The organism is Budvicia aquatica DSM 5075 = ATCC 35567, assembly GCF_000427805.1.
GTDB classification, from domain to species: Bacteria; Pseudomonadota; Gammaproteobacteria; order Enterobacterales; family Enterobacteriaceae; genus Budvicia; species Budvicia aquatica.
In genome coordinates, this window is record NZ_ATYS01000043.1 from 27,945 (window position 1) to 44,719 (window position 16,775).

Consider the following 16,775-nt stretch of genomic DNA (forward strand, 5'->3'; position numbering starts at 1 on the left):
AGGCGTTAATAACGTGAAAAGCAATTTAATTACAGTAACTTGGCTAAGCGATTTAAGTCTGACTGTATCGCCCCGGCGGTAACATCTCTGCCCGCACCCGGACCGCGAATAATCAATGGATTATCCCGATACCAGCGGCTCTCAATGGCAAAAAGATTATCACACGGCAACAAAGAGGCTAATGGATGGTCGTCCCGCACCGCCTCAACGCCGACGCGGGCTTTACCATTAGCGTCAAAACGAGCCACATAACGCAGCACGAGTCCCATCTCACGGGCGGCTTCCAAACGATCCAGCATTTGATGATTCAACGCTTGAGCATTCTCAAAGAAGTTATCAACCGATCCCTCTTCAGCACCTTCAGCGACCAAAGATTCAACCCGTACATGGTCCGGCTCAATATCATAGCCTGCTTCTCGGGCCAGAATAACCAGCTTACGCATAACGTCCTGCCCGGAGAGGTCAACCCTTGGGTCGGGCTCAGTAAGCCCTTGCTGCCATGCCTGCTCCACTAATTCAGAGAAGGGTACCGTGCCGTCAAACTGAAGAAACAGCCATGACAGCGTGCCGGAAAAAATACCGCTCAAGGAGAGAATCGTATCGCCACTGTCACGCAGATCCCGCACGGTATGATTAATGGGTAACCCCGCCCCGACCGTCGCATTATACAGCCAATGGCGACCGGTTTTCTCAAAAGCGTCACGAACCTGCCGATAAACATTACTGGGTGAAGCGCCGGCAACCTTATTGGCGCTGATGACATGGAACCCATAGCTGGCAAAATCTAAATACTGCCCGGCAAGCTCTTTACTGGCGGTAATATCTAAAATAACCAAATCGTCAAACGGGTGCTCACGCATCCAAGTCACCAGAGAAGCGTCATCAAAAGGCTGTGCTTCATCATCAAAGAAGGCCAGAACCCGACTGGCATCCAATCCCTGATAATTCAGCCACCCTCTGCTGCTGTCCACGACACCGGCAAGAACGAACTCAAATCCGGTTCTGGCTGAAATATTTTTCTGCTCGCGGGCAAACAGCTCTAACCAGCGTGAGCCGATATTGCCTTTGCCGCATAGCACCAAACCGATACACTTTTCCGCTCTGAACAGGCTTTGGTGTAATCCTTGAATCAGATGCTCGGTCGGCCCTAAGCGCAGTACCGCCACTAGGCTGATTCCATCTTCAGCATGCCAGATAAACTCAACCGGCTGATCTTTAAGCTGCTGATAAAAACGATGGCTATGAAGCGGATTCTTACACACACCGGCACCGACTAAAGCGACTAATGCCAGACCTTCGCGAAGCTGTAACCGCCCCGGAAGGCGCGCATCGTCCAGAATCTGTAACACACTGTTAACCACTTCAGAGGTATAGCACAGCTGAAGTAAGTTACGGTCCGGATGGACGCCGGTTGCTAGCGGTTTAACCTGAACGCGATTAAGTATCCGCTCAACGTCTTTTTGAATCTGGGCAAAATCGTGCTGAGCCGAAACGTGTAATTCAATTAAACACACATCATCATGACTGGTAACGATTTTAGCACCGGTTCCTGAAGCAAGAACCCGTTCAATACGGGTAGAACCCTGTTCCGGCTGATAGCTACAGCGCAGTTGAAGATCAATATCACTGCCGGATACCGGCTGCAAAGTGCGAGTATGAAGCACCGGCGCAGCTAAGCGAGCCAGTTCACTGGCTTCATCCAATCGCAGAAGAGGAAGTAAGCAGGCATCTTTCACTTTACGCGGATCGGCACTGAATACGCCGGCCACATCGCTCCAGATAGTCACTCGAACAACACCGGCTAACGCACCAATCTGGGTGGCGGAATAGTCACTACCGTTGCGGCCAAGCAGAACCGTCTCGCCGATTTCATTACGTGAAATAAAACCGGTAGCCACCAGCCGTTTATTCGGATTCTGAGCCAGTAATTGCTGAAGCAGCGGATAAGAACGCCCTTCGTCTACCTGTGGCTGTGCCGAGCGTTCCGCACGTAAGAAGTCGCGGGCATCGAGCCATTCAGCTTCCATACCCTGAATATTTAATAGTGCCGACATCAGACGAGCAGACCAAATCTCACCGTGACCAACAACCTCAGCATATACTGCATCGGTCATCGGGCCGTCGAGCAATCCGGCTAAATACTCAAGATCGCCGATAAGCTGCTGAAGCAAGGGTGCTGCCTGTTGCGCCTGTAACAGACCATTAATCAGATCGCTTTGGTAACGACGCAGCTCTTGCTGAACCTGATGGGCAGCAATCCGATCGCTCTGACTTAGCTGAAGCCAGCTAATTAAGTGATTGGTCGTTCCTCCCGCGGCAGAGACCACCATAATGTCTCCGACGCGGCTATATTCTGCCATTATCCCTGCGACACGCAGATAGCATTTGCTGTCTGCCAGGCTACTTCCGCCAAACTTATGCAACTGACGGCTTGCAGGAAGCACTGAGGCCCCTAATGTGCTCATACTAACCCTCTTAAGCTGACGCCCTGAAAGCCTGTTCCAGATCGGCAATTAAATCTTCACTGTCTTCAATACCAACAGAAATTCGTAATAAGCTGTCTGATATGCCCGCAGCTTTACGGGCCTCTTCAACCATACCCGCATGCGTCATGGTAGCCGCATGGGAAATTAAACTTTCAACGCCACCCAGCGATTCGGCCAGTGTAAACAAATCCAGCGCAGCAAGAAACCGCCTCATGGTCTGTTCATCACCCGCTAATTCAAAACTTAGCATTGCACCGAAACCTGACTGTTGTTTACAGGCAATCTCATGCCCTTGATTATCCGGCAATGACGGATGATACAATTTTTTCACCTGAGGCTGCTGTTGTAAATATGCAACGACGGCATCAGCATTAATCTGTTGCTGCCTCATCCGCGGAGCCAGCGTGCGTAAACCGCGTAATAATAAGTAGCTGTCAAATGCCGCTGCCGTGACACCGATATTATTTGCCCACCACGCCATCTCAACGCCCAGTTCATCATCTTTGGTGATGACTACGCCGGCAACCACGTCAGAGTGGCCATTAAGATATTTAGTACAGGAATGGATAACAATATCCGCACCCAGTGAAATCGGTTGCTGAAGTATCGGGCTTAAAAAGGTGTTATCAACCACGGTTAATGCCCCTGCCTGATGGGCAGCCTGACAAATTTTTTCGATATCGACGACGCGCAGCAGCGGATTGCTTGGTGATTCAATCAGCACCAGTTTCGGATTCTGGGCCATCGCCTCTGCAAGCGCTTTCTCATCGCCCTGGTCAATAAACAGCACCCGATAGGCACCACGGCGGCTTAAGCTGTCAAACAGACGATAGCTGCCACCATAACAGTCATGAGGAGCAACTAATAAATCACCCGGCTTTAATAATACGGTACAAACCAGATGAATCGCTGACATGCCGCTGCTGGTCAGTACTGCACGGCTGCCGCCTTCAAGCTCAGCCAGTGCAGCCTGAGCAATATCTCTGGTCGGGTTCCCTCGGCGAGAATAGTCGTGCGCTCTGGGCTGATTAAAATCAGCAAAATTATAGGTACTGGAAAGGTGGATCGGAGGAACGACGCAACCATACTGCTCGTCTGAATTAAGTCCGCCACGTACTGCGATTGTTGCTAATTTGCGCTTCACCAGAGTCACCTCAATGCAAGGGAATTACCGAATATGTGACTAAGATAATACTTAATGGCAATGGACGTCAATACTTCTAGACATCTAAACCTCTTGACGTGTAGATTGAGGAAATTATAAATATCCGTTAAAATTGTCAGGTTGATACCCAAAGTCATTGAAGTGACGGCAAGATAGCGAGCAACTGAAGCACCATGAGCTTATTCTAGTCAGTAAGTGAGAGTGTGTGCACAGCTTCAAGAACTAAGGGCATAGTCATTTAACATACTTGTGAGATCGCGCACTCATAAGTCAGCAAAGTTATCTCAATCTGAGCTAACTTTAACATTCCAGCTTTTAACTAATGTAAGGTGCCCCATGGCTGAGTGGAACGGTGAATATGTCAGCCCATATGCTGAACATGGCAAAAAGAGCGAACAGGTTAAGAAAATTACAGTATCTATTCCACTGAAAGTACTGAAAATTTTGACTGATGAGCGTACTCGCCGTCAGATTAATAACCTACGACACGCCACCAATAGTGAACTGCTTTGCGAGGCTTTTCTTCACGCATTTACCGGCCAACCGCTGCCAAACGATGAAGATTTAAGAAAAGAACGCAGCGATGAAATACCTGAGGCGGCTAAGATTTTAATGCGTGAAATGGGCATTGATCCTGATTCTTGGGAATATTAAATCTGATTTCAGGCGCTAGGAACAAATCACCTGATTTTAGAGCCCGTTTTGCCCGCTAAGATAACTCCGGGATATCACCTTTTTAGGTGCTCGGAGTCCGATATTTTTGGCTTTAGCGCCCAGTTTTAGCATGAAGAAAGAATCATTCAGATACAAAAAAGGCGCCTCAGGCGCCTTTTTTCGAGCTCAGCAAAATTACTTCGCGCCGCCAACCATATTGAAACGCTTGTTAAAGCGATCTACACGGCCACCGGTAGCAACATCACGTTGTTTACCAGTATAGAACGGGTGACATTCGCCACAAACGTCCAGGTTTAAATCATGACCCACAGTAGAGTGAGTTTTGATTACATTGCCGCAAGAACAAGTTGCAGTAATTTCTTTGTATTCTGGGTGAATACCTTTTCTCATGGTAGGCCTCTCTTAAGCCGCGTCGCTATCCGGTCACTATTGCCGAACACCACGCGAAATATAAATAATGATGATGAGTCGTGTTTTGGATTCACCTAAATGAACCAAAGGAGGCGCATTATACAGAGTTGATATTATCAGCGCAAGATAAGCAGTTAACTCAGCTTGTGGTATGCTTCTTGGCTCGCATATTATTATTTACCTTTGCCGGATCTGGATTGCCATAATGACCGTCGCTAGCATTGTTTTACCCGTTCCTCTGGACCGCTCCTTTGACTATCTCCTGCCGCAGGGCGAGAGCGCCACTATCGGCGTCAGAGTCAGCGTGCCTTTTGGTAACCGGGAAGCAATTGGCATAATTATCGGCATCAGCGAAACCAGTGAACTACCGCTATCGCAGCTTAAACAAATTAATCATCTGATTGATAAAGAGTCCTTATTTCCAGAGACCATGTGGAAGACTTTAATTTGGGCCTCGGGCTATTATCAATTTCCGCTAGGTGAAGTACTTTTCCATGCGTTACCGGTTCTGCTTCGCCAAGGAAAACCGGCTCAGGAACAACCCATTTGGCAATGGGAAGTGACAGAAGCTGGCAAATCGACCGATCTGGCTTCACTCAAGCGCGCCCCTAAACAGCAACAGGCTTTAGCCGCGCTGCTGAAAACTAATATCTATCGTCACCAAATCAGTGAATTAGAGCTCAACGAAGCGGCATTTCAGGCGTTACGAACCAAAAAGCTGGCTGATTTACAGGCCACTTATCCTTCTTGCGTTGCTTGGCAAACTCATTTCCAAATTAACGGTGAACGACTAAAACTGAATACTGAACAAGCAACGGCCATTGGCGCTATCCGCAGTGATGATAAGAAATTTGGCGTCTGGCTGTTGGAAGGCATTACCGGTTCAGGAAAAACAGAAGTTTATCTTAGCGTATTAGAAAACGTTTTGTCAGAAGGCCGTCAGGCGCTAGTTTTGGTACCTGAAATCGGCTTAACGCCCCAAACTATTGCGCGCTTTAGGGAACGATTTAATGCCCCGGTCGACGTTGTCCATTCGGGACTTAATGACAGTGAACGTCTGGCCGTCTGGCTACGGGCCCGCCGCGGAGAAACCGCCATTGTTATTGGTACCCGTTCCGCCCTGTTCACTCCCTTTAAGCATCTGGGCATTATTGTCATTGATGAAGAACACGACAGCTCCTATAAACAACAGGAAGGCTGGCGTTACCATGCCAGAGATCTGGCGATTCTTCATGCCCGAGAAGAGAACATTCCAATTATTCTGGGCTCCGCTACGCCGGCAATTGAAAGTTTGTATAACGCTCAAAGCGGTAAGTACCATCACTTACGCCTGACGATTCGTGCCGGCCATGCCAAACCAGCGATACAGCATATTCTTGATTTAAAAGGTCTGCCGCTTAAAGCCGGGCTCGCGCCGCCGATGCTAAAAAGAATGCAGGATCACTTACGCGCCAATAATCAGGTGATTCTATTTCTTAATCGCCGGGGATATGCACCTACGCTGTTGTGCCATGAATGTGGCTGGATCGCAGAATGTACTCGCTGCGAACGCTACTACACGCTACATCAGAATCAACGCATGCTACGCTGCCACCACTGTGACAGCCAGAGGCCGATTCCGTATCAGTGCCCGAAATGCGGATCAACTCATCTGGTTCCGGTCGGCGTCGGTACAGAACAGCTGGATCATGAGTTGGCTAAACATTTTCCTGATACCCCGATTACCCGAGTCGACCGCGATACCACCAGTCGAAAAGGGGCTCTGGAACAACATTTATCAGATATTCATCAGGGTGGCGCCCGTATCCTGATCGGTACTCAAATGCTGGCAAAAGGCCATCACTTTCCGGACGTCACACTGGTCGGGCTTATTGATGTCGACGGTGCGCTATTTTCTGCCGATTTTCGCGCGGCAGAGCGCTTTGCCCAGCTTTATACTCAAGTTTCAGGCCGGGCCGGGCGGGCCGGAAAACAGGGCGAAGTACTATTACAAACCCACCATCCGGAACACCCGCTATTACAAACCTTACTGCGCCAGGGTTATGACGCATTTGCCAAAGAAGCGCTACAGGAACGAAAAAGCGTATTTCTGCCACCGTTTACCTACCATGCCATATTTCGTGCTGAAGATCATGACAACCAACAGGCCTCATTATTCCTACAAGCGTTGCGGCAGTTGCTAGAAGCTCATCAGGCGAATGACAGTCATCTTTGGGTTCTCGGCCCCGTTCCCGCACTTCAGGCAAAGCGTAGTGGTCGATTCCGCTGGCAACTGCTAATTCAGCACCCTTCGAGAGGTCGCCTACAGCAAGTTTTACACACATTAAGATCGCAAATAGCAACGCTTCCGCAGGCAAAAAAAGTGAAATGGACGTTGGACGTTGACCCTATTGAAGGGTAAAAAAGACATCTTTTGCGAACCAGATCTAAAAAACACATTTACATCGTACTATTCCACCAAAGAATAGAATAAAACTGTGGGTTATTAAAAACGAGCCCTTATTATTTATTCATCTATCACTGGAAACTCCCCCACAGCACAAATGATTATTTTCCAGATACGGTTGGAATGATATCGCCACACACAAAACCCCATTCTAATCAGAATAAATTGAGGATATAAACATCAGCCAACATCTTGTCAGCGGTCGGCCTAAACGCTGGCAAGAAGGAGTCTCTCGTTGGAACAGAACAATACTCACCCACCGGTCACCATGAAAGATGTCGCCGATTTGGCCGGAGTCTCTACTGCCACCGTGTCGCGTGCTTTAATGTTGCCTGATAAGGTCGCAAATAAAACCCGTAATAAAATAGAACAGGCAATACTACAAACCGGGTATGTCCCCCATATGTTGGCAAAGGGCAACAAAAACAACGAATCTAAGATCTTCCTTGCTATGGCATTAGATATTACCGATCCGTTTTTCACGGATGTAATACAGGGCATCAGAGAGACTGCTGCAGCACACGGCTATATCGTCCTTTTTCTTGATAACCGCCAACAGCCGATTGAAGCTATCTCTCTGTCCGCCATCATGCGACACATTAACGGTGTCATTCTGTTAGGTGCCAATACTCCCTTTGATATGCACGATGAGGAGTCACATCAACTACCACCAATGGTCATGGCCAATGAGTATCTGCCGGAGCTAAAGCTGCCCACGATCCACATTGATAACATGACAGCGGCATTTAATGCCGTTCATTACTTACAACATATTGGTCATAATCGTATCGCATGTATCTCCGGCCCGGTACATTTACACCTGAGCCATTATCGCCAACAGGGCTATATTCAGGCACTGCAGCGAAATGGTATTGCCATTGAAAAAAGCTATATTATTTCGGGACCATTAAGCTTTGAGACCGGTGCAACGTCATTATCTCAGCTAATGTCACTGCCTCAGCCACCAAGTGCTATCTTTTGTCATAGTGATATTGTTGCTATCGGCGCGATTCATCAGGCCAAGCAGTTGGGCATAAAAATCCCTGAAGATCTCTCTATTGTTGGCTTTGATGATATTGCTCTGGCACAATATGCCGATCCGCCGCTCACTACGGTGGCGCAGCCCCGTTATAAAATTGGCCAAAAGGCCGTTTTACTGCTGCTTGAGCTGCTGCAAAAAAATAGTGTAAAAAGTGGTTCAATACTGCTTGATAGTGAACTCATTATTCGTGAGAGCACGGCCAAACCTCATAGTTAGGTTTGCTGCGACTCTCTTTTCTCTTTATTTTTGAAATCATACGTAGCGAAGTTATAGTGGCACAACGAGATTATGTAAGCCGTAGCCGTTCAGGGACGCGGAAAAAAAATAGCCGGAAGAAAAAAGGCTCATCGGGCGGCGCCTCTAAGCTCATGATCGTGCTTGCCACCGCCGTATTGGTGATTTTTGCGGCTGGCCTCTATTTTATTACTCAGCATAAACCGGATACATCACCGGAAGTTACCGGCCAGCCGGCCAGACCGGGCAATGGCCTTCCGCCAAAGCCGGAAGAGCGCTGGACCTATATTAAAGAGCTGGAAAACCGTCAGGTGACTAACTCCGAGAGCGCACAGGCAAAAACGCCGGGTATCAGCCCTCAGGCCAATTTAACGCCGGAACAGCGCCAGTTTTTAGAGCAGATGCAGGCTGATATGCGCCAACAGCCGACACAGTTAGCCGAAGTTCCGTCTAACGCCACGTCACGTGACGGTGGAGCAAAACCGGCTGCTCAACAACAAACTCAAACCCCGGCAGAGCAGCCAAAGAGAACGCCGCCACCGGTCACTCCACCGCCCGCTACGCCATCAACGACACAAACTGCGGCACAGGCACAAAACCAACGCTGGACTATTCAGTGTGGCTCGTTCAAAACAACAGAGCAGGCAGAGTCAGTTAAAGTCAGTCTGGCCTTCGCCGGTTTTGAAAGCCGGATCACCGCCAGCGGCGGATGGAACCGCGTTGTTCTGGGCCCATATAATAATAAAGATGGTGCAGACAAAACTTTACAACGGTTAAAAGGCGCCGGAGTAGGTAACTGTATTCCCGTTGCGTCCGGCAAGTAAAATAGCTTAATTTCATATAATTAGCTTAGTATTACGGTCACCATCAGGTGGCCGTAATACTATCAGCCACACAGTTCTTATGGAGATGTTTAACCTATAAGGGTTGAAATCTGATAGTTCTTTCCCCATCTACATAATCAATATGCCTTACAACTGTTGTAAGGCCGTTTCTGTCAGCTAATGAGGGTATGCACGTGACAACAATTGTAAGCGTTCGCCGTAATGGTCATGTGGTAATAGGTGGTGATGGCCAGGTTACTCTGGGCAACACCGTAATGAAAGGCAACGCCCGTAAAGTCCGTCGCCTGTATAACGATAAAGTCATTGCCGGTTTTGCCGGTGGCACTGCTGATGCCTTTACCTTATTTGAACTGTTCGAGCGTAAGCTTGAAATGCATCAGGGTCACTTAGTCAAAGCCGCAGTCGAATTGGCAAAAGACTGGCGGACTGACCGCATGCTGCGCAAACTGGAAGCACTGCTGGCCGTCGCTGATGAAAACGCCTCATTAATCATCACCGGTAATGGTGATGTCGTTCAGCCAGAAAATGACCTGATCGCCATCGGTTCAGGTGGCCCTTATGCTCAGTCATCGGCCAGAGCCCTGCTTGAGAATACCGATTTAAGCGCTCGCGATATCGTAGAAAAATCACTCACTATCGCCGGTGATATCTGTATCTATACCAACAGATTCCAAACTATTGAAGAATTAACGGCTAAACAATAAGGACCGAAATAATGTCTGAAATGACCCCTCGCGAAATCGTCAGTGAACTCGACAGCTATATCATCGGTCAAAATAAAGCTAAACGCGCCGTTGCTATCGCTTTACGTAACCGCTGGCGCCGGATGCAGTTAGACGAAATGCTGCGCCATGAAGTGACGCCCAAAAATATTCTGATGATCGGTCCTACCGGCGTCGGTAAAACTGAAATCGCCCGCCGTTTGGCTAAATTAGCCAACGCTCCGTTTATCAAAGTTGAAGCAACAAAATTCACCGAAGTAGGTTATGTCGGTAAAGAGGTTGACTCAATCATTCGTGATTTAACCGATGCGGCGATTAAAATGGTACGCCAGCAGTCAGTGGAAAAAATGCGTTTTCGCGCTGAAGAGCTGGCAGAAGAGCGTATTCTCGACGTTCTTATTCCACCAGCACGAGATAACTGGGGCCAGTCGGAAGGAAGTTCAGACAGTTCGGCAGCCCGTCAGGCATTTCGCAAAAAACTGCGTGAAGGCCAGCTAGACGACAAAGAAATCGAAATTGAATTAGCGTCCGTATCAATGGGCGTTGAAATCATGGCCCCTCCCGGCATGGAAGAGATGACCAATCAGCTTCAGTCGATGTTTCAGAATCTGGGCGGGCAAAAGCAAAAGCCGCGCAAGATGAAAATCAAAGAGGCTTTCAAGCTGCTAATTGAAGAAGAAGCCGGTAAGCTGGTTAATCCTGAAGAACTTAAGCAACAGGCTATCGATGCGGTTGAACAGCACGGTATCGTCTTTATTGATGAGATCGACAAGATCTGTAAGCGTGGCGAAACCTCAGGTCCGGACGTCTCACGCGAAGGCGTACAGCGTGACTTACTGCCTTTAGTTGAAGGCTGTACCGTATCAACTAAGCACGGCATGGTGAAAACTGACCATATTCTGTTTATTGCCTCCGGCGCATTCCAGACTGCCAGCCCGTCAGATCTCATTCCTGAACTACAGGGTCGGTTACCTATCCGCGTTGAGCTACAGGCATTAACTACCGAAGATTTTGAAAGAATTCTGACTGAACCAAGTGCATCGCTGACTGAGCAATATAAAGCGCTGATGGCAACAGAAGGTGTGACCATCAATTTCTCAACCGATGGTATCCGCCGGATTGCTGAAGCTGCATGGCAGGTTAACGAGCGTACCGAAAACATTGGTGCCCGACGTTTACATACCGTGCTTGAACGTCTGATGGAAGACATTTCCTATGACGCCAGCGAAAGCGCGGGTTCAACGTTTGAAATTAACGCTGACTACGTCCGTAATCACTTAGATGAACTGGTTGAGAACGAAGATTTAAGTCGATTTATTCTGTAATTTATCGCCACGCGTTTCTAAAGTATTTCACAATAGCGATGTTCTAAATGCTGTATTTACGGGAGACATCAGTCTCCCGTAATATTGATAACCAATAATCATCAGGTTTATCCGTTGTTCCCGCTTTCGTCTATAAGACACTTTATAACTGGCATTGGACCGGTTTTATCCTAGAATCAAAGCAAACTCTCGTTAAATTTTTTATAATACGCGTATAATCAGCGGTGTTTTTTCGTCACCGACCTGAATTGAACCTGAACAGAATTTAAAGTAGAACATGAGCCAAACTCACTCAACAAGTAAAACGACGGCCTGGATAGAAAGCCTACGTCCAAGAACATTACCACTCGCGCTGGCATCTATTGTCACGGGCTCAGCGCTGGCTGCATGGATGAACCACTTCCAGCTAGATATCGCATTAATGGCCTTGCTAACTGCCGGTCTGTTGCAGATTTTATCTAATTTGGCTAACGACTATGGCGATGCGATTAAAGGTAGCGATACCGAAACCCGTATCGGGCCTAATCGCGGTATGCAAAAAGGCCTGATCAACCTTGCCCAAATGAAACGGGCGCTGATTATCGTGATTGTTCTGACCGTTGCCTCCGGTATCGGCCTGATTGCTATTGCCTGTAAAAAACCTGAAGACATTCTCGGATTTCTGGCACTCGGATTAATGGCCATCGTGGCATCCATTACCTATACCGTTGGCCGTAAACCATACGGATATATGGGCCTTGGCGATATTTCGGTTCTGATCTTCTTTGGCTGGCTAAGCGTTGCCGGCACTTACTACCTTCAGGCCGGAACTTTCGACAGCGTCGTGATGCTACCCGCTACCGCCTGTGGTTTATTAGCCACCGCAGTACTCAATATTAATAACCTGCGGGATATCGACAGCGATCGGATGAATGGTAAAAACACCCTTGCGGTTCGTTTAGGCCCACTGTGGGGGCGCCGCTATCACTTTATGCTGCTGTCCGGTGCGCTATTATGCTTAATTCTTTTTGCGCTGTTCGATCTGCGCAGTTGGGTGGGTTGGTTATTTATTCTGGCCGTTCCGCTACTCTATCGCCACGCTATGTATGTTCTGCATGAACCTACAGCGGTCGCGATGCGCCCGATGTTAGAACAAATGGTCAAAGGTGCTCTGCTGACAAACCTGCTATTTGCTATTGGTGTGGTACTCAGTTAATCCACTCAACTCATTTACATCATAAATTTGATGTAAACGTTCGTATAATCCGAACCAAATCAAGGATGGCTTTGCCATCTTGGCTGGGTTCGGGATATACTGAAAATTCCCAGCGATAAACGGACAACGCAAACAGGCAACTATCTTATGAAATATGATACTTCCGAACTATGCGACATCTACCATGAAGAAGTAAACGTTGTGGAGCCCCTGTTCTCTAACTTCGGCGGGCGGTCATCATTTGGCGGCCAAATCACCACAGTAAAATGCTTCGAAGACAACGGGTTACTCTATGACCTGCTAGAAGAAAACGGCCAAGGCCGAGTACTGCTGGTTGATGGAGGTGGCTCTGTACGCCGTGCACTGATCGATGCAGAATTAGCCCGTTTAGCTACGCAAAACCAATGGGAAGGCTTAGTTGTTTACGGTGCCGTTCGTCAGGTCGATGAGTTAGAAGAGCTGGATATCGGTATTCAGGCTTTGGCCTCTATCCCGGTTGGAGCAGATGCGCAGAGCATCGGTGAAAGTGATATCCGCGTAAACTTTGGTGGCGTAACGTTCTTCTCCGGTGACCATCTTTATGCCGACAATACCGGCATAATCCTGTCGGAAGAAGCACTAGACTTAGAATAATAATTTGCCAAGCTTCGCCCACAAAAAACGCCGCTATTGCGGCGTTTTGTCGTTAAGCAAACTATATCCCAAATAATCGGGGTTGCATCAAGATGGTAACTGAACGCAGCCAACGTTGATGCAGCTTAAAAGATGGCGGATATCAGCTAACGTCGTCCATTTTACCTAACAGCACACGTAAACGTTCTTGCCAGGCTTGTTGTTCTTGCTTGAGCTGAGCATTTTCGTTTACTAATGACTCACGCCCGTTGGCGGCAGCCTCAATTTCGCGACCCAGAGAGTTATTTTTCTCTTTCAGTTCTTCAATTTCCATCTGCAACAGCGTGATGGTATCAATGGCCTGTTGGACCTTAGCTTCCAATTTTTCAAATACTTCAAATGACATTATTTCGTCCTCTTATAGACATAACCGCAAAGCGGAAAATCAAAAATTACTAACAGCCGCTAGCGGTAAAATACTCATCCCGATAGTGGAACGCTAAAATCAATAAAGTGATTGTATTAACCCGACAGGACGCTGTCTAGCAATAGACTGATATAAAGCCCGAATGTTCAAAAATATTATCATTATCAATTCAAATAGAAGCCACAAAGCCGCTATTGGTGAGATAACGTTGAACGATTAGCATTTCACACCAAAACATAGCCCGCTACCTCTATATAAGATTGAACTCAAACACTCGGCTTAAGCAAAAATCTTGCGCCAGATATCACTTTTCGAGCAAAAAACTCGAATTATTTGACCGATAACACAGAATTAAACTTTCGTTATTCTTCGAAATGGCTCGATAACGCTAAAATCAGCGCGATTTCTTTGGCTCGCCAGCCAAAGCTTTACGGGTAACCTGAATCATCTAATTTACCCCCTTTCCCTCTATTTTGCAGGATATTATTATGAGCCAAACGGCCGGTCCGACCCTTAAAGGTCAATGTATTGCTGAATTTCTCGGTACTGGTTTATTTCTCTTTTTTGGTATTGGATGCGTTGCTGCATTAAAAGTTGCCGGCGCAAGCTTTGGCCAGTGGGAAATTAGTATTATCTGGGGTTTAGCCGTGGCGTTGGGTGTCTATCTGACTGCCGGCGTTTCTGGTGCTCACCTTAACCCGGCGGTAACTATCGCGCTGTGGCTATTTGCCTGCTTTGACCGTAAAAAAGTTATTCCTTATATTCTTTCTCAAGTTGCCGGCGCATTTTGTGGTGCGGCAATGGTGTACGCCCTGTATTTCAGCCTGTTTCATGAAGTTGAAGCAGCACAGCATATTGTTAGAGGCAGCGCAGAGAGTTTGTCGCTGGCGGGTACTTTCTCTACCTATCCACACCCTGCAATTAACGTATTTCAGGCATTTTGTGTCGAAGTGGTCATTTCTGCCACTCTGTTAGCGCTGATTTTGGCCTTAACGGATGACGGTAACGGTGTACCTCGCGGTTCATTAGCGCCATTACTGATTGGTATTTTAGTTGCCGTAATTGGTGCATCAATGGGGCCGTTAACCGGATTTGCCATGAACCCTGCGCGTGACTTCGGACCAAAACTGTTTGCCTATTTCGCCGGCTGGGGCAATATAGCCATGACCGGTGGTCGTGATATTCCTTACTTTATCGTTCCAATTTTGGGACCTATTATCGGTGGCTGTTTGGGTGCATGGGGCTATCGGGTATTTATTGGTGGTCATCTGCCGTGTGATGCCTGTTCTATCGAAGATAAAAAATAACGGCTGTTTTCACCTTTTTTACTACGTCAATTCACGGAGTTACCGCAATGACGACTGAGCAAAAGTATATTGTCGCCCTAGATCAGGGAACGACCAGTTCACGAGCAGTGGTTTTAGACCATGACGCCAATGTTATTGGCGTATCACAGCGCGAATTTACCCAAATATATCCGCATGCCGGTTGGGTAGAACACGATCCGATGGAAATTTGGGCAACGCAAAGCGCCGTCTTGGTTGAAGTTCTGGCGCAAACCGGTATTAGTTCTGATGAAGTAGCGGCCATTGGTATCACTAACCAACGTGAAACCACGGTAGTTTGGGATAAAGAAACCGGTAAGCCAATTTACAATGCCATCGTATGGCAGTGCCGCAGAACGGCCAGTATTTGTGAGCAGTTGAAAAAGGCCGGTCTGGAAGAGTATATTCGCGAAAATACCGGACTGGTTGTCGACCCGTACTTTTCCGGTACCAAAGTAAAATGGATTCTGGACCACGTAGAAGGCTCTCGTGAGCGGGCAAAACGCGGCGAGCTGCTGTTCGGTACTATCGATACCTGGTTAATCTGGAATATGACTCAAGGGCGTTCTCACGTCACGGATTACACCAACGCCTCCCGTACCATGATGTTTAACATCCGTACGCTGGAATGGGATGAGCGTATGCTGAAAGAGCTGGATATTCCGCGCGAAATGCTGCCGGAAGTACGCCAGTCATCAGAAATCTATGGCAAAACCAATATCGGTGGTAAGGGCGGAACGCGTATTCCAATTTCTGGCATTGCCGGTGACCAGCAGGCGGCGCTGTTCGGCCACCTATGCGTACAGCCGGGCATGGCGAAAAATACCTACGGCACTGGCTGCTTCTTGCTGATGAACACGGGTAAAGAAGTGGTGAAATCAGAACATGGCCTGTTAACCACGATTGCCTGCGGTCCGCGCGGTGAAGTTAACTACGCTTTAGAAGGCGCGGTATTTATCGGTGGTGCATCTATTCAATGGCTGCGCGATGAGCTAAAACTGTTCAACGATGCAATGGACTCCGAATACTTTGCCACTAAAGTTAAAGACAGCAACGGCGTGTATGTTGTTCCGGCATTCACCGGACTGGGTGCACCATACTGGGACCCGTATGCCCGTGGTGCGATCCTAGGCCTGACCCGTGGTGTTAACTCCAACCACATTATTCGAGCCACTCTGGAGTCGATTGCTTACCAAACTCGCGACGTTCTGGATGCGATGCAGGCTGACTCAGGTACTCGCCTGAAAGCACTGCGCGTAGACGGCGGTGCAGTGGCGAATAACTTCCTGATGCAGTTCCAGTCAGATATTCTGGGCACATCAGTGGAACGCCCGGCGGTTCGTGAAGTTACTGCGTTAGGTGCCGCCTTCCTTGCCGGTTTAGCCGTTGGATTCTGGAGCGATCTGGATGAAGTGAAGAGCAAAGCGGATATTGAGCGGGTATTTAAGCCGGGTATTGAAACTACCGAGCGTAACTATCGCTATAAAGGCTGGCAGAAAGCCGTTGCTCGCGCTCAGGATTGGGAAGAGCACGACGCATAGTATGCGTATTGATAAGTTGAGAGGCCCGCAATGCGGGCCTCAGACTGCTGACGAACCCCATGTTTTTTACATGGGGTTCGTTCTTTCTAGCGACCGAAGGTCGCGATCGCGATATTTTTTTGCCTACATTCATTTTGTCTGTTTAGAGCCCTTGATAGCTTCATTATCAGTTGTAACCTCATCCAGGACTGCTTATAAAGCCAAAAAAGCGCCACCATCAGCGCTATCTTCTTCATATTCTGCGCTGTAGCCGCCAGAAGACACTGCATCTGCACTTTCATTAGTCCACGGAACCGGGCATAACGGTGACCATGATGTTGTTTT

At 48.0% G+C, this 16,775-nt stretch carries 15 protein-coding genes; 10 read left to right on the plus strand and 5 right to left on the minus strand.

Annotated elements, in window-relative coordinates; translation table 11 throughout:
• Positions 1-29 precede the first annotated feature (29 nt).
• Both YWE_RS0115780 and metB read right to left on the minus strand, forming a co-directional pair.
• Positions 30-2,465 (minus strand): bifunctional aspartate kinase/homoserine dehydrogenase II, encoded by a 2,436-nt coding sequence (locus tag YWE_RS0115780; protein WP_036016286.1) that lies wholly within the window; start codon positions 2,463-2,465, stop codon positions 30-32.
• A gap of 10 nt (positions 2,466-2,475) precedes the next feature.
• The gene (gene metB, locus YWE_RS0115785) at positions 2,476-3,630 is read right to left on the minus strand and encodes a cystathionine gamma-synthase (protein WP_029095418.1); all 1,155 of its coding nucleotides are present in this window, start codon (positions 3,628-3,630) and stop codon (positions 2,476-2,478) included.
• Positions 3,631-3,987: 357 nt separating this feature from the next.
• On the opposite strand from metB, the gene metJ reads away from it, so the two are divergent.
• Positions 3,988-4,305, plus strand: coding sequence for a met regulon transcriptional regulator MetJ (metJ, locus tag YWE_RS0115790; protein ID WP_029095419.1), 318 nt, complete (start codon positions 3,988-3,990; stop codon positions 4,303-4,305).
• 195 nt (positions 4,306-4,500) lie between these two features.
• Here the strand turns inward: metJ and rpmE are convergent, their stop codons facing one another.
• Positions 4,501-4,716, minus strand: a complete 216-nt coding sequence (gene rpmE, locus YWE_RS0115795; RefSeq protein WP_029095420.1) for a 50S ribosomal protein L31 — start codon at positions 4,714-4,716, stop codon at positions 4,501-4,503.
• 226 nt (positions 4,717-4,942) lie between these two features.
• On the opposite strand from rpmE, the gene priA reads away from it, so the two are divergent.
• From priA to rraA, 7 genes are all read left to right on the plus strand, one after another.
• On the plus strand, positions 4,943-7,138 hold the full coding sequence (gene priA / locus YWE_RS0115800) for a primosomal protein N' (RefSeq protein ID WP_029095421.1): 2,196 nt from the start codon (positions 4,943-4,945) through the stop codon (positions 7,136-7,138).
• A 280-nt stretch (positions 7,139-7,418) separates the two neighbouring features.
• Positions 7,419-8,441 carry a DNA-binding transcriptional regulator CytR gene (cytR, locus tag YWE_RS0115805; protein ID WP_029095422.1) on the plus strand — a complete coding sequence of 341 codons (1,023 nt, stop codon included), beginning with the start codon at positions 7,419-7,421 and terminating at the stop codon, positions 8,439-8,441.
• Between the two features lie 56 nt (positions 8,442-8,497).
• A complete protein-coding gene (ftsN, locus tag YWE_RS0115810) occupies positions 8,498-9,283 on the plus strand; it encodes a cell division protein FtsN (protein WP_071605884.1) in 786 nt (261 codons plus the stop codon).
• A gap of 194 nt (positions 9,284-9,477) precedes the next feature.
• Positions 9,478-10,008: an ATP-dependent protease subunit HslV gene (hslV, locus tag YWE_RS0115815; RefSeq protein ID WP_029095424.1), complete on the plus strand. Its 531-nt coding sequence runs from the start codon at positions 9,478-9,480 to the stop codon at positions 10,006-10,008.
• A gap of 11 nt (positions 10,009-10,019) precedes the next feature.
• A complete protein-coding gene (gene hslU, locus YWE_RS0115820) occupies positions 10,020-11,351 on the plus strand; it encodes an ATP-dependent protease ATPase subunit HslU (RefSeq protein ID WP_029095425.1) in 1,332 nt (443 codons plus the stop codon).
• Positions 11,352-11,628: 277 nt separating this feature from the next.
• Positions 11,629-12,546 carry a 1,4-dihydroxy-2-naphthoate polyprenyltransferase gene (locus YWE_RS0115825; protein ID WP_029095426.1) on the plus strand — a complete coding sequence of 306 codons (918 nt, stop codon included), beginning with the start codon at positions 11,629-11,631 and terminating at the stop codon, positions 12,544-12,546.
• A 147-nt stretch (positions 12,547-12,693) separates the two neighbouring features.
• On the plus strand, positions 12,694-13,179 hold the full coding sequence (rraA, locus tag YWE_RS0115830; protein WP_029095427.1) for a ribonuclease E activity regulator RraA: 486 nt from the start codon (positions 12,694-12,696) through the stop codon (positions 13,177-13,179).
• A 142-nt stretch (positions 13,180-13,321) separates the two neighbouring features.
• Here rraA and zapB read toward each other — a convergent pair whose 3' ends face one another.
• Positions 13,322-13,564, minus strand: a complete 243-nt coding sequence (gene zapB, locus YWE_RS0115835) for a cell division protein ZapB (protein ID WP_029095428.1) — start codon at positions 13,562-13,564, stop codon at positions 13,322-13,324.
• Between the two features lie 509 nt (positions 13,565-14,073).
• Between zapB and YWE_RS0115840 the strand changes: the two genes are divergently transcribed.
• Both YWE_RS0115840 and glpK read left to right on the plus strand, forming a co-directional pair.
• Positions 14,074-14,892: an MIP/aquaporin family protein gene (locus YWE_RS0115840; RefSeq protein WP_029095429.1), complete on the plus strand. Its 819-nt coding sequence runs from the start codon at positions 14,074-14,076 to the stop codon at positions 14,890-14,892.
• Positions 14,893-14,939: 47 nt separating this feature from the next.
• Positions 14,940-16,451, plus strand: coding sequence for a glycerol kinase GlpK (gene glpK / locus YWE_RS0115845; RefSeq protein WP_029095430.1), 1,512 nt, complete (start codon positions 14,940-14,942; stop codon positions 16,449-16,451).
• 86 nt (positions 16,452-16,537) lie between these two features.
• Here the strand turns inward: glpK and YWE_RS31480 are convergent.
• Positions 16,538-16,775, minus strand: a 238-nt coding sequence (locus YWE_RS31480) for a transposase (RefSeq protein WP_029096631.1), incomplete at its 5' end; no start/stop codon positions are given.